At 67.0% G+C, this 13,869-nt stretch carries 9 protein-coding genes; 5 read left to right on the top strand and 4 right to left on the bottom strand.

Annotated features, from left to right (window positions below; all coding sequences use genetic code 11):
- Window positions 1-15: 15 nt before the first annotated feature.
- The 4 genes from ACVCMC_RS16165 to ACVCMC_RS16150 form a co-directional block, all read right to left on the bottom strand.
- Window positions 16-420: a hypothetical protein gene (locus ACVCMC_RS16165; RefSeq protein WP_447098033.1), complete on the bottom strand. Its 405-nt coding sequence runs from the start codon at window positions 418-420 to the stop codon at window positions 16-18.
- Between the two features lie 31 nt (window positions 421-451).
- Window positions 452-1,198, bottom strand: coding sequence for a TSCPD domain-containing protein (locus ACVCMC_RS16160; RefSeq protein WP_447098032.1), 747 nt, complete (start codon window positions 1,196-1,198; stop codon window positions 452-454).
- 99 nt (window positions 1,199-1,297) lie between these two features.
- Entirely contained in the window at window positions 1,298-1,876 is a 579-nt protein-coding gene (locus ACVCMC_RS16155) for a hypothetical protein (RefSeq protein ID WP_447098031.1), read from the bottom strand.
- Window positions 1,877-1,939: 63 nt separating this feature from the next.
- Window positions 1,940-5,224, bottom strand: a complete 3,285-nt coding sequence (locus ACVCMC_RS16150) for an LAGLIDADG family homing endonuclease (protein WP_447098030.1) — start codon at window positions 5,222-5,224, stop codon at window positions 1,940-1,942.
- A 354-nt stretch (window positions 5,225-5,578) separates the two neighbouring features.
- Between ACVCMC_RS16150 and ACVCMC_RS16145 the strand changes: the two genes are divergently transcribed.
- The 5 genes from ACVCMC_RS16145 to ACVCMC_RS16125 all read left to right on the top strand — a co-directional run bounded on the left by ACVCMC_RS16145 (window position 5,579) and on the right by ACVCMC_RS16125 (window position 13,839).
- A complete protein-coding gene (locus tag ACVCMC_RS16145; RefSeq protein ID WP_447098029.1) occupies window positions 5,579-6,970 on the top strand; it encodes a Do family serine endopeptidase in 1,392 nt (463 codons plus the stop codon).
- A gap of 284 nt (window positions 6,971-7,254) precedes the next feature.
- Entirely contained in the window at window positions 7,255-8,568 is a 1,314-nt protein-coding gene (locus ACVCMC_RS16140; RefSeq protein WP_447098028.1) for a LysM peptidoglycan-binding domain-containing protein, read from the top strand.
- A gap of 34 nt (window positions 8,569-8,602) precedes the next feature.
- The gene (locus ACVCMC_RS16135; RefSeq protein ID WP_447099522.1) at window positions 8,603-9,310 is read left to right on the top strand and encodes an HAD family hydrolase; all 708 of its coding nucleotides are present in this window, start codon (window positions 8,603-8,605) and stop codon (window positions 9,308-9,310) included.
- 67 nt (window positions 9,311-9,377) lie between these two features.
- Complete coding sequence (locus ACVCMC_RS16130) at window positions 9,378-10,757, top strand: leucyl aminopeptidase family protein (RefSeq protein WP_395120238.1); 1,380 nt, start codon at window positions 9,378-9,380, stop codon at window positions 10,755-10,757.
- A 205-nt stretch (window positions 10,758-10,962) separates the two neighbouring features.
- Window positions 10,963-13,839 carry a TonB-dependent receptor plug domain-containing protein gene (locus ACVCMC_RS16125; protein ID WP_447098027.1) on the top strand — a complete coding sequence of 959 codons (2,877 nt, stop codon included), beginning with the start codon at window positions 10,963-10,965 and terminating at the stop codon, window positions 13,837-13,839.
- Window positions 13,840-13,869 lie beyond the last annotated feature (30 nt).

The raw sequence follows: 13,869 nt of genomic DNA, 5'->3' as shown, positions 1-13,869 counted from the left end.
CTGTTTCTCCGTGCGTCAGAATTCACTTGATCTGCTTCTAAAATCAGAAACCAGATTGTTCTTTCCGAACTTGATGATTAATGTCATCGTTCGCTGAGTCTGCTCAAAACCTGAAGCAGAATTCGCACCTCCCGCAAGAACTACAGTCCAGTAGTTGCTACTCGAGCTGGACTGAGTCACCGTTGCTTGGCGCTGATATGACCAGACCTCCTGACCGGAGCCGTCGATCGTGGTGATGTTTGGCGCACCAAAATGCTCCAACACATCAGCCTTTGACGTCTGTCCAACCTTGATGTTTAACTGCACGTTGCCATGTGTAAGCTCGCTATTTCGAGTTGTCACAGGCTTCGCATTATTTTGGACACATCCCGAGCAAATCATCACGAACATTGCTAACGCAATTGCACTAACTGATTTCATACATTCCCCCCGCGACTTCCTCAGAATTAACTCACCCGCACTTCGAATACCCACAATTCAGACAAGTCTGGCAGTTGTCCATCAGCACCAGCGCCTTGGTGTTGCACTTGTCGCACATCATCGAGCCGGGCGGAAAGGTCAGGGTTTCGGAACCGGTCGAGCTGGCAGTCACGCCGGCGTCAGCGTTTTTTTTTGAGTCCATCGCCTCGTAGGCGGCGCGCTTCTCCGCAATCAACTTCCGCATCGCCTCATCCATTTCCGGATCATGGATCAGCCCGATGTTCTTCATGTGCTGTTCCACCACCGAGCCGATCTCGGCGACGATGCTGGGCATGTAGACGCCGCCGGCCTTGAAGTAGCCGCCGCGGGGGTCGAACACGGCTTTCAGCTCTTCCACGATGAACGTCACGTCGCCGCCCTTGCGGAACACGGCGGAGAGGATGCGGGTGAGCGCCACGATCCACTGGAAGTGATCCATGTTCTTCGAGTTGATGAAGATCTCGAAGGGGCGGCGCTGCTCGTACTTGGTGCCGGCGTTGAGCACGATGTCGTTGATGGTGACGTACAGGGCGTGCTCGAACAGCGGCGACTTGACCTTGAAGGTGGAGCCGACCAGGGTTTCCGGTCGCTCGACACTCTCGTGCATCTGGATCACTTCGGCCTGCTTGGGCGCGGCAGGGGTGGCCTGCTTCGCCGCGCTGGCGGCCGCATCGGCAACCTTGTCCTCGGGCTTGACCACGTTGTAGCCGGTGATCTTCTTGTCGATCTTGATTGCCATGGGATTCGCTTCTTTGCTGGGGCGCGCCGCAATGGCGGCGACGTGTGACATGAAAAACCATCCGGCCCGGCGCGACGCCGGGCCGGATGGAGGTACGGCTTACTTCTTCTTGCTGGCAGTGGACCTCTTGGCTGCCTTGGGGGCGGCCTTCTTCTTGCTGGCGGACTTCTTTGCCGCCGCCTTCTTCGGGGCCGCCTTGCGGGCGACCGACTTCTTGCCTGCCGCCTTGCGGGCGGGCTTGGCGCGCTTGACGGCGGCTTTCTTGACCGCCTTCTTCGCCACTTTCTTCGCGCTCTTGCGCACAGCCTTCTTCGGGGCCGCCTTCTTCACCGACTTCCTTGCCGCTTTCTTGGCGGCAGCCTTCTTCGGCGCGGCATTCCTGGCTGCAGCCTTTTTCTTGGGAGCCGCTTTCTTCGCGGCGGCCTTCTTCTTAGGCGCAGCCTTCTTGGTCGCGGCCTTCTTCTTCGGAGCCGCCTTCTTCGCGGCCGCCTTTTTCTTCGGCGCCGCCTTCTTCGGTGCGGCCTTCTTCACTGCGGCCTTGCGGCGTGCCGGGGCCTTCTTCGCCGGGGCCGCGGCGGGTGCGGCCGGCGCTACCTCGGGCAGCACGGGCAGCACGACGGCGGGTGCCTCGGCGGCCGCTGGGTTGTTGTTTGACTCAAGCTCGTTGTCGATGGACATAACTGGTGTTCCCCTCCGATGAATGTCAGTACGTGCCGTGGCCCTCGGGAAACTGCGCGCAGTTCAGAACTTGCCGTAGTAACCCTCCTTCAAGGCATCGAAGAGGTTGGCGGCCGAATGCATCTCGCCGTCGTATTCCACCTGCTCATTGCCTTTCAGTTCGACAACACTACCGTCCTCCAGCTCGAAGCGGTAGAGGGTGTTTTCAAGGTCCGATTCCTTGACCAGCACACCCTGGAAAGCGGCGGGGTTGAAGCGGAACGTGGTGCATCCCTTGAGCCCCTGCTTGTAGGCGTAGAAGTAGATGTCCTTGAAGTCTTCGTACGGGTAATCGGTGGGCACGTTGGCGGTCTTGGAGATCGACGAATCAATCCATTTCTGCGAGGCGGCCTGGATGTCCACGTGCTGCTTCGGGCCGATGTCGTCGGCGGAGACGAAGTAGTCGGGCAGCTTGTGCGCGGCGTCGTCGGTGAACGGCCTGGCCTCGGCGTTGATCAGCGCGCGGTAGGCGAGCAGCTCGAAGCTGAGCACCTCGACCTTCTCCTTGGATTTCTTGCCTTCGCGGATCACGTTGCGCGAGTAGCTGTGCGCGAAGCTCGGCTCGATGCCGTTGCTGGCGTTGTTGGCCAGGCTGAGCGAGATGGTGCCGGTGGGGGCGATCGAGGTGTGGTGGGTGAAACGCGCGCCGGTCTCGGCCAGTTGCTCGACCAGCTCCGGCGCCACCGTGGCGATGCGCTGCATGTAGCGGCTGTATTTCGCGTGCAGCACGCGGCCGGGGATGGTGTCGCCGATCTTGTAGCCGTCGGCCGCCATTTCCGGGCGCTTGCGCAGCATGTCGCCGGTGACGGTGTAGTCGCGCAGCAGCACCGGCGCGGCGCCCTTCTCTTTCGCCAGCTCCAGCGCCACTTCCCAGCCGGCCAGCGCCATTTCGCGCGAGACGTCCTCGGTGAACGCCACCGCCTCGGCGCTGCCGTAACTCTGCTTGAGCATGGTCACGGTGGAGCCCAGGCCCAGGAAGCCCATGCCGTGGCGGCGCTTGCCCATGATCTCGTTGCGCTGCTGCTCCAGCGGCAGGCCGTTGATCTCGACCACGTTGTCGAGCATGCGGGTGAACACCTTGACCACCTCGCGGTATTCCTCCCAGTCGAAACGCGCCTTGGGCCCGAACGGGTCGCGCACGAACTTGGTCAGGTTGACCGAGCCGAGCAGGCACGAGCCGTAGGGCGGCAACGGCTGTTCGCCGCAGTTGTGCGCGTGCAGGCCGTTGCCGTCGAAGGTGTTGATGCCGGGTACCTGCACGTCGTAGACGTCCTCGACGCCATCGGCCTGCAGCGATTGCACGGTGGCGACAAAGCGCTCGCGGTTGAGGTGACGCTTGTAGCCCGACAAGGCGGCCTTCAGACGCGCGGCCTTGTCGCTGTCGGCAAAGCCGATCAATTCGGCGAAACGCGGCAGCGACTCGCCGGCAATCACCAGCTCGTGCTGGGCCCGGGTGGCATAGGCATGCCTGCCGCCATGACCATCGGGCAACAGGCTTTCACCTGCGACACGGCGGTCGCGATAGATCCGTGACGGCATGCCCAGGCGCAGCAGCATGCGCTGTACCGCTTCCAACCGCGGCAGGTCCGACTGCGCCAGGCGCACGGACACGCCCTTGGCCTGGCTGCCCTGCACCGAACCGTCGGCGTCGAAGAAGCCGCGCAGGAAGCCGCGATAGGCCTCGCTCGACGCCTGCTCCAGCGCCGGCGTGATCGCCTTGTCGCCAGGATTCATGCCGAACTCGAACGCAAGGTCACGCAGCGCGGCGGACTTCATGCGGAACTCGCCGCGGCCGGCCACTTCCGACCAGCCGGTGAAATCGGCACGGTGCGGCAGCGTCCGGGCGCAGCGCAGGGCTTCGGCCATCAGCGCACGGGTACCGCCATCCACCGGGCCGTTCATCACGGCGGCCTGCGGCCACACCGACAACACCGCGGCCTCGTGCTTGAGCGTGCCGTCACCGACCAGCAGGCCGAGCAGGTAGCCCTGCTCCCCGGTCAGCGCACCGGGCCACTGCGCGTTGGCGCGGTGATCGTTGAGCAGCACGCGGTCGCCAGGCTGCAGCGCGCCGGCGGCGCACCACTCGGTGTCCACGCTCCAGCGGGTCAGGCGCGACACGCGGCGCACGCGGTGGTCCTCGGTCAGGCGCAGGCGGTGGCCTTCCTCGGTCTGCAGCGCCAGCACCGGCTTGGTCGCGGTGCGGAAGAAACCCTCGGCGCCAGTGGCGTGATCGTTGCCGTCCACGCGGGCCATGAAGCCTCGACCGAGCAGGTCACTGACCTGGCGCGGGCCTTCGGCGGTCTGCACCCAAGTGTCGGCCGTGACGCAGGGATTGGTCGCGCGGATGTGCTCGCACCACCAGTTGTTGTTCATCTCGTTGACCTTGTCGATCAGGATGAACCCGGGCTCGGCGTAGTCGTACGTCGAGACCATGATCATGTCCCACAGGTGCCGCGCGCGGATGTGGCTGTAGATCTTGCAGGCGACCAGGCCGTCTTCGCGGTCGACGTAGTTCTCGTGGGTCGGCCATTCGCGCCAGACGACCTTGCTGGGGTCGTCGAGATCGATCTCGTCCTTCTCCTTGACGTGCACCGGGAATACCAGCGGCCAGTCCTGGTCGTTTTCCACCGCGTCCATGAAGCCGTCGGTGATCAGCAGGCTCAGGTTGAACTGGCGCAGACGGCCGTCCTCGCGCTTGGCGCGGATGAACTCCTTGGCGTCCGGATGGCTGATGTCGAAGGTGCCCATCTGCGCGCCACGGCGGCCGCCGGCGCTGGAGACGGTGAAGCACATCTTGTCGTAGATGTCCATGAACGACAGCGGGCCGCTGGTGTACGCGCCGGCGCCGGAGACATAGGCGTTGCGCGGACGCAGGGTGCTGAACTCGTAGCCGATGCCGCAACCGGCCTTCAGGGTGAGGCCGGCCTCGTGCACCTTCTCCAGGATGTCGTCCATCGAATCGTGGATGGTGCCCGAAACGGTGCAGTTGATCGTGCTGGTGGCCGGCTTGTGCGCCAGCGCGCCGGCGTTGGAGGTGATGCGGCCGGCGGGGATGGCCCCGCGGCGCAGCGCCCACAGGAAACGCTCGTACCAGTGGCCGCGCAGCTCGTCGGTGGCTTCCACGTCGGACAGGGCGCGCGCCACGCGCTGGTAGGTCTCGTCGATGCTGCCGTCGACCGGCTCGCCGGTCTTGGTCTTCAGGCGATACTTCTTGTCCCAGATGTCCCACGAGGCGGGTTGCAGCGGGATGTCCACGGCAGCATCACGGCCGGTGGCGGGGTGGTTGGCTGGCGCACGCATTGTGCTCATCGTTTTGCTGACCTCTCGGTGTGGCCTCGCGGCCCCCGTTGATTTTTATTGGGATGTAAGGGTGTCGCTCGCGACGCGACGGCGACGAAGATCACGGGCGGGAACGACCTCCCGGCCTGCCCGCCCCCTGGCTTTCCGACAACAGTGGCTCCTCCCCAAGAACGCCGCGGTTGGCACCAGTGCTAGTCTCGGCATTGGCGCTTCAACACAAGATGTTGTGGTTGTTACCAAGGGAGGAAGTTAACCCTGCCGCTCCGGGAAGTAAAGTCCTGCGAGCGGCATCGGCCGGCGGGAACCCGCACGCCGCCGATCGGTCGAACCAGCGCCGAACTCACCCCCGCCAAGGAGCCCCTCATGTCGCCTCACCATCCCTCCGTGCCGTCGTGGTTGACCGGCTTGCTGGCCGCGCTGGTGATCGCGTTCGGCACGCTGCCGGGCGCCGGCCGCGCCGCCACCTTGCCGGCGGCGATCGACGGCCAGCCGATGCCGTCGCTGGCGCCGATGCTGACCCGGGTGACGCCGGCGGTGGTGAACATTTCCAGTACCACCCACGTGCCGGTGCGCGATGCGTATTTCGACGACCCGATGGTGCGCCAGTTCTTCGGCCTGCCGCCCACGCCGCGCGAGCGCGTGGAGCAGAGCCTGGGTTCGGGCGTGATCGTGGACGCCGCCAGGGGCTACATCCTGACCAACAACCACGTGGTCGCCGGCGCCGACGACATCAGCGTGACGCTGCAGGACGGGCGCAGCTTCAAGGGCAAGCTGATCGGCACCGACCCGGCCACCGACGTGGCGGTGGTGCAGATCCGGGCCAGCGGCCTGCACGCGCTGCCGATGGCCGACTCCTCCACCCTGCGCGTGGGCGACTACGTGGTGGCGGTGGGCGAACCGTTCGGCCTGGGCCAGACGGTGACCGCCGGCATCGTCTCGGCGCTGGGGCGCTCGGGCCTGGGCGATTCGAGCTACCAGAACTTCATCCAGACCGACGCCTCGATCAACCCGGGCAACTCCGGCGGTCCGCTGGTGAACCTGCGCGGCGAGCTGGTCGGCATCAACACGATGATCTTCTCGCCCTCGGGCGGCAACGTGGGCATCGGCTTCGCGATCCCCAGCAACCTCACCGCCGAGGTGATGAAGCAGCTGATCGCGCATGGCAAGGTCGAGCGCGGCAGCCTGGGCCTGCAGGCGCAGGCGATCACCCCGCGCATCGCCCAGGCGCTGGGGCTGAAGGAGAGCAAGGGCGTGGTGGTGACCGGCGTCGGCGACGGTTCGGCCGCCGCGCGCGCCGGGCTGCAGCCGGGCGACGTGCTGACCTCGCTCAACGGCAAGCCGCTGCAGAGCGTGCAGCAGCTGCGCAACACCGAAGGCCTGCTGCCGCTGGGCAGCAGCCTGCAACTGGGCATCGTGCGCGACGGCCAGCCGCGCCAGGTCAATGCGACGCTGAGCGCCGAGAAGCTGGCCAGCCTCGACGGCGGCCAGCTCGACCCGCGCCTGGCCGGCGTGCGTTTCAGCGAGCTGAGCCAGAGCCAGCGCGACCAGGGTTGGTACGGCGCCGCCGTCAGCACGGTGCAGCCGGGCAGCCGCGCCGCCCAGGCGGGACTGCGTGCGGGCGACGTGGTGGTCGGCATCGGCAACCAGCGCCTCACCAGCCTGCGCATGCTGCGCGGGCTGGCCGGTGTGCGCCTGCGCCAGTTGGTGCTGGTGGTGGCCGATGCGGACGGCAGCCACTACGTACTGATCAACTGACGACGCGGCAAAGCGACCGCGCGAAAAACCGGACGTGGGTCGCGTGAACGGCGTGTTCGCGCGCACGCTCTGTGACGCATCGTCACGCAAACGCCAGAAATCGCTTGATATTGTGGGTTCAGGCCGATCCAATATCCTGACGGCTTGTCGAACGCACCGCGCATCGGCTGCATACCCGCTTTCGATCACGCACCTTCGTCAAGTCGCCAGACGGGTGGGTCGGCCCGATCGGCCAGCTCACCCGCCCATGTCATGAGTTCATCACGCCGGGGTTTCGCATCATCATGTCCGTACGCTTTGCTCGCCTGTTCTGCCTCGCCCTGATCGGCGCCTGTTTCTCCACCGCGGCAACCGCGGCCACCAAGTCCGGCAGCCTGGTCTGGCGCGGCGACGACGCCACCGCCAACGCGGTGATGAACGAAGTGGGCAAGGCATGGACGAAGGCCGGCCACGGCCGCATCGAGCTGCAGCCGTTCAACACCGCCTCGGGCCTCGACGCGGTGAGCAACGGCACCGCCGACCTCGCCGGCAGCGCGCGCCCCTCCGACGGCAGCACGCAGAACGACCGGCTGACCTTCACCCCGGTGGCCTGGAGCGGCCTGGTGATCATCACCCAGGCGTCCAACCCGATCGGCAGCCTCACGCTGAAGCAGGTGCACGACATCTACTACGGCAAGATCCACAACTGGAGCGAAGTCGGCGGCCGCAACGCGCCGATCGACGTCTACGCGGTGGCCAGCCCCGGCGACGGCGTGGAGTACAGCCTGCGCAGCCTGCTGTTCGGCCGCGGCAACCAGCCGGTCGCCGCGCCGCGGCTGTACGTCAACACGCGCAAGCTGGAAGAAGGCATCGCGCTGAACCCGAACGGCCTGGGCGTGGCCATGCTGGCCGGCATCAGTGACAACCCCAAGCTGAAGGCGATCCCGATCAACGGCCGCACGGCGACCACGGCGAACATCGCCAACGGCAGCTACCCGCTGTTCATCCCGCTGTACCTGGTCACCAACCCGCACAGCGCCAAGGCCGAGCAGGCGCAGGATTTCGTGGACTTCCTCAAGACCGAGCCGGCCAAGGCTGCGCTGCGTCGCCACGGCGTGCTGCCCTACGACGACGGCGCGCGGCTGGCGGCGATGGATGCCGAGCGCCGCAGCACGATCCTGGCCGAAGTCGGCGCGCGCGCGCGGTCGCAGGGCACGCCGATCTCGGCGCCCGGCGCCACCTACGCGTCCCGCGCCGCCATCGCGCCCACGTCGGAGCGCACGGTGCAGGCCCGCAACGCGCTGGAAGCGCGCCGCGAGCGCGCGGCGAACGATGCACGGCTGGAGCGCGTCAGCGGCAGCGTCAGCAACGTCGCCGTGACCGGCGTCGAGCGCGCCAGCGGCTCGGCCACCACGGTGAGCCAGGCCAACGGCAAGAATTTCCGCAGCGTCAGCGCCGACGCCACGCAGACCCATTCGACGTACAAGGTGGTGCGCGGCGACACGCTGTCCTCGATCGCCAAGGCACATTCGGTCGAGGTGGCGCAATTGCGCGCGTGGAACCAGCTCAAGAGCGACCACCTGCAACAGGGCCAGGTGTTGCGCGTCAGCAAGCGATAACCGGGTGAGCCGCGCCGCAGAGGCGGGCGCCGGCATGGTCCAGCGTCCGCTGGCGCTGACGCTGGATCTGGACGACACGCTGTGGCCGGTGCTGCCCGCGCTGGAACGGGCCGACCGGGCCGTCGACGCCTGGCTGCAGCAGCACCATCCGGAGGTGGCGCGTGCGTGGCCGATCACCGCGATGCGGCAACTGCGCGCCAAAGTGGCCGCCGAGCGGATCGACCTGGCGCACGATTTCACCACCCAGCGCCAGCTGACCCTGCGCCATGTGTTCGAGGCCAGCGGCATCGCCGATGCGCCGGTGGACGCGTTGTGGGAAATCTATTTCGCCGCGCGCAACCAGGTGGAACTGTTCCCCGACTGCCCAAGCGCGCTGGAACGCATCGCCGCACGCTGGCCGCTGGCGAGCCTGACCAACGGCAACGCCGACCTGCGCCGCATCGGCATCGAGCGGCATTTCCGCCATCACGTCTGCGCCCGCGACCATGGCGTGGGCAAGCCCGACCGCGCCATCTTCCTTGCCGCAGCCGCGCTGCTCGGCGTCGAACCGGGACAGGTACTGCACGTGGGCGACGACCCCGCGCTGGACGTGGCCGGCGCGCGCGACGCCGGCTTGCGCACGGCGTGGATCAATCGCCAGGGCGAACCGTGGCCACCCGGCATGGGCCCGCCGCCGGATCTCGACCTGCCCGACCTGGCGGCGCTGGCCGACTGGCTGGAAGCCTCTTCCCGCCGCGACTGACGCCGTTGCGATTGTTCTTCGACGCGGGCATGTCCATCATGGGCCATTTCCCCGCAAGGATTTGCCCATGTCCGCCCTGATCGAACGCCGCCCTGGCCAGCGCCATGGCATCCCCGTCGAGACCACCGACGCCGCGCACCTGGCGGCCAGTCGCCGCCGGCTCGATGCGACGCAGCGGCGCTGGCTCGGCGACAGCGGCTTCGACGCGGCGCCCGGCACGTTCGCTCTGGTGCCCGACGCAGCCGGCAAGCTGGCGCGCGTGCTGGTCGGCGTGGCGCCGGCCGATCCGCTGGCCGCGCTGGCCGGCCTGCCCTGCCACCTGCCCGAAGCCACCTACGAACTGGCCGCCGAAGGCGTGCTCGCCGACACCGCGCTGGCCACGCTGGGCTGGGCGCTGGGCGCCTACCAGTTCACCCGCTACCGCGCAGCCAAACGCGCCCCGGCGCGGCTGATCGTGGCGGCCGAGGAACTGGCCCGGCTGGCCCCGCTGGTGGAGGCCACCTCGCGCGTGCGCGACCTGGTCAACACGCCCACGCAGGACATGGGCCCGGAGCAACTCGGCGAGGCGATAAAGACCCTGGCCAAGGCACACAAGGCGAAGCTGCGCGACTGGGTCGGCGACGAACTGCTCAAGGCGAACTTCCCCACCATCCACGCCGTGGGCCGCGCCAGCCATCGCGCGCCGCGGCTGGTCGAACTGAGCTGGGGCAAGCCCGACCATCCCAGGCTGGTGATCGTCGGCAAGGGCGTGTGCTTCGACACCGGCGGCCTGAACCTCAAGGGCGGCGAAGGCATGCGCTGGATGAAGAAGGACATGGGCGGCGCCGCGCACGCGATCGCGCTGGCCGGGCTGGTGATGCAGGCCAACCTGCCGGTGCGGCTGACCCTGCTGGTGCCGGCGGTGGAGAACGCCGTGGCCGGCAACGCGATGCGCCCGGGCGAGGTGATCACCACCCGCGCCGGCCATACCGTGGAAGTGGACAACACCGACGCCGAGGGCCGGCTGATCCTGTGCGACGCGCTGGCCTACGCCGGCGAACAGCAACCGGCGCTGATCATCGACTTCGCCACCCTCACCGGCGCCGCCCGCGTGGCGCTGGGCCCGGATCTGCCGGCCCTGTTCGCCAACGATGACGCGCTGGCCGACGCGGTGCTGCAGGCCGGTAACGCCGTGGCCGACCCGCTGTGGCGGCTGCCGCTGTGGCGTCCATACCGGCGCATGCTGGACTCCCACCTGGCGGACTTCGCCAACTCCAGCGCCTCGCGCCACGCCGGCGCGATCACCGCCGCGCTCTATCTCGAACGCTTCGTCCCCGACGGCACGCCGTGGCTGCACCTGGATACCTACGCCTGGAACGACGCCGACCGCCCCGGCCGCCCCCGCGGCGGCGAGGCAATGGGCCTGCGCGCGGTGTTCGCGTTCCTGCAGGAGCGTTACGGGCACTGAGCCGCACCCGCCGACCTCGACGCCCGACACCCCCTTCCGCCCGGCGCCGTGTGCAGTGGTGCGACGAAGCCTCGGGGGAGTAACCTCTCGAACGTTGGGCGTGGTCCGAAACTGGTTGCGACATTGCCTGAGGGGGGACAAGGGGCACCAGTGGACGCGCTCGACATTACAGGGCCGAGCCATCACCACTGGGGAAAGAAACCACATGAAATACGACTTGAATCACCTGTCACTGGCTGTGCGTCTCGCATTGACCGCCGGGATGCTCTCGGTCGCCGGCGGGCTGCAGGCCCAGACGACGACCACCAATCCGCCCACGACGGATCAGGCCACGCCGGCCTCCAAGGACAAAGCCAAGACGCTGAACGCCGTGGTGGTCACCGGCTCGCTGATCCGCCGCGTGGACGTGGAAACCGCCAGCCCGGTGGTGACCATCGACCGCGAGGCCATCACCAACTCCGGCAAGCCCACCCTGGGCTACGTGCTGCAGGACATGCCGGCGATCTCCGGCAACGCCACCAACCCCTCCAACAACAGCAACGGCGGCGGCGTCGCCAGCCCGCTGCTGGAAGCCGGCGGCGGCGCCTCGCGCGTCTCGCTGCGCGGCCTGGGCATCAATCGCACGCTGGTGCTGGTGGATGGCCAGCGCATGGTCAACTCGGACATCAACATGCTGCCGCCGGACATGATCGACCGCGTCGACGTGCTGGCCGAAGGCGCCTCCACCGTGTACGGCTCCGACGCCATCGGCGGCGTGGTCAACTTCATCCTGCGCAAGGATTTCCAGGGCGTCCAGTTCAGCCTGAACGACGGCATCTCCAGCCACGGCGATTCGCAGCGTCGCGGCTTCAACCTGACCGGCGGCATGTCCGGCGACAACTACAGCATCGTCGGCGGCCTCGACTACAACAAGTACGACGCCACGCTGGCCTCGCAACGCGACTTCTCGCGGCAGCAGCTGTACCTGTCCAGCGGCACCATCATCGCCGCCGGCTCCAGCTCGATCCCGACCGGCCGCATCCAGCTGCCGGCCTCGATCGCCAGCCAGTACGGCTGCGCGATCAACTCGTCCGGCACCGCCAACGTGACGCTTGCCACGGGCGACGGCTCGAACCTCGGCGACTACCGGTGCCGGCTCGGTTCGGACACCTACAACTATGCCGCGCTCAACTACATGCAGACCGCGCAGAAGCGCACCAACGGCTTCGTGCTGGGCAGCTACGACCTGACGCCCAACCTCAAGGCCTACGTCAACGCGTTCTACAACCGCACCGAATCCAGCGGCCAGGACGCCCCCTCGCCGGTCGGTACCGGTGACGGCCTGATCATCTCCTCCAGCAACCCGATCAACCCGTTCGGCGTCACCTTCAGCCAGAACGCGGTGCCGGGCGACCCGAACAGCGGCTACAACTTCCAGACCCGCCTGACCGGCGCCGGCACCCGCGTGCACAGCTACAAGACCGACAACGCGCAGATCAACACCGGCCTGCGCGGCAACTTCGGCCAGGACAGCAGCTGGATCTGGGACGCGTCGATCAACTACAGCCACAGCAAGCGCGACCAGCGCGACACCAACGAGGTGGACATCCCCGCCCTGCAGGCGGCGGTCGATGCCGGCGCCAACATCTTCAACCAGGCCGACCCGGCGGTGGGCAAGCTGCTGAGCGCCGGCGTGAAGACGCCGATCTATGTCATGACCAACTCGACCAAGCAGGCGCAGTTCGACGCCAGCGGCGACCTGTGGGACCTGCCCGCCGGCGCCATGCAGCTGTCGGTCGGCGCGCTGTACCGCAAGCAGACGATGAAGTACACGGTGAGCCCGTTCGCGGTGCTCGACCCGGTCACCACCCAGTGCCAGATCCTGCAGGAAGCATGCGGCTCGCCCGCCAGCGGCAGCTACAACGTCAAGGAGATCTACGCGGAAACCCTGATCCCGCTGCTCGCCGATGCGCCCGGGGCGCAGTCACTGAACATCGACCTGGGCGTGCGCTCCTCCAACTACAGCACCAGCGGCAGCACCACCAACGGCAAGGTCGCGATCGAATGGAAGCCGGTGGCCGATCTGCTGGTCCGCGGTACCGTCTCGCAGGTGTTCCGCGCGCCGAACCTCAACGAGCTCTACGACGGCCGCACCCTGGTGCAGCCCACCCTGAACGACCCCTGCGTCAACCTCAGCGCGGCCGATCTGGCCCAGCATGCCGCGGCCTGCCAGTACGTGCCGGTCAACTGGGGCGGCAACTCGCCGGCGCAGGTCAACACGTTCTATTCCGGTGCCGCCACCGTGGGCAACTCGCTGAAGCCGGAAAAGGGCAAATCCATCGACCTCGGCCTGGTCTACTCGCCGGAGTGGCTGCCCGGCTTCTCCACCAGCCTCGACTTCTGGCACATCTACCTGTCCGACACGTTGACCGCGATCACCGGCGACCTGGTCGTCAGTTCGTGCTTCAACAACAGTGCCAGCCCGTACTGCGGGCTGATCCATCGCGAGGACACCACCAGCCGCCAGCCGGGCCAGGTGTTCCTGATCAACACGCCGGTGGTCAACCTTGGCACGCTGAATACGTCGGGTGTCGACTTCACCTTGCGCTACAAGGTGCCCCACTTCAACATGGGCAGCGTGGACCCGGGCGACTTCCAGGTGGGCCTCAACAGCAGCTACACCTCCACCTACAGGAACAACGCCACCCCCGGCGAGCCGGGCGCACAGGCCATCGACTACGCCGGCACCTACAGCCAGCAGTTCGGCAACATCTCGCGGCTGCGCGGCACGGTCACGCTGAACTGGAGCAAGGGCAACTGGAACGCCCAGTGGCAGTCGCGCTACATCAACAGCCTGACCGCGCTCAACACGGATGCGGCCATTCCCGGCGTGAACATTCCGATCGCCTCGGTGACCTACCACTCGATCCAGCTCGGCTACGCGGTGCCGTCGATCCACACCCGCTTCGACGTCGGCGTGGACAACATCGCCGACAAGGCACCGCCGCTGATGTATCAGAACGGTTCCAACTACAACGTGGACGTCTCCACCTACGACGTGCTCGGTCGCTACTACTGGGCCCGCGCCACCGTGAAGTTCTGATGTCCTAGCTCCATCGCAGTCGTTGCAAAC

This window comes from Rhodanobacter sp. UC4452_H20, assembly GCF_052978205.1.
This window is presented reverse-complemented; position numbering and strand designations above follow the sequence as displayed.

What these genes read in the sequence shown, in the direction of transcription:
- ACVCMC_RS16165 (WP_447098033.1), bottom strand. Translation starts at nt 420, where the DNA reads ATGAAATCAGTTAGTGCAATTGCGTTAGCAATGTTCGTGATGATTTGC.
- ACVCMC_RS16160 (WP_447098032.1), bottom strand. Translation starts at nt 1,198, where the DNA reads ATGGCAATCAAGATCGACAAGAAGATCACCGGCTACAACGTGGTCAAG.
- ACVCMC_RS16155 (WP_447098031.1), bottom strand. Translation starts at nt 1,876, where the DNA reads ATGTCCATCGACAACGAGCTTGAGTCAAACAACAACCCAGCGGCCGCC.
- ACVCMC_RS16150 (WP_447098030.1), bottom strand. Translation starts at nt 5,224, where the DNA reads ATGAGCACAATGCGTGCGCCAGCCAACCACCCCGCCACCGGCCGTGAT.
- ACVCMC_RS16145 (WP_447098029.1), top strand. Translation starts at nt 5,579, where the DNA reads ATGTCGCCTCACCATCCCTCCGTGCCGTCGTGGTTGACCGGCTTGCTG.
- ACVCMC_RS16140 (WP_447098028.1), top strand. Translation starts at nt 7,255, where the DNA reads ATGTCCGTACGCTTTGCTCGCCTGTTCTGCCTCGCCCTGATCGGCGCC.
- ACVCMC_RS16135 (WP_447099522.1), top strand. Translation starts at nt 8,603, where the DNA reads ATGGTCCAGCGTCCGCTGGCGCTGACGCTGGATCTGGACGACACGCTG.
- ACVCMC_RS16130 (WP_395120238.1), top strand. Translation starts at nt 9,378, where the DNA reads ATGTCCGCCCTGATCGAACGCCGCCCTGGCCAGCGCCATGGCATCCCC.
- ACVCMC_RS16125 (WP_447098027.1), top strand. Translation starts at nt 10,963, where the DNA reads ATGAAATACGACTTGAATCACCTGTCACTGGCTGTGCGTCTCGCATTG.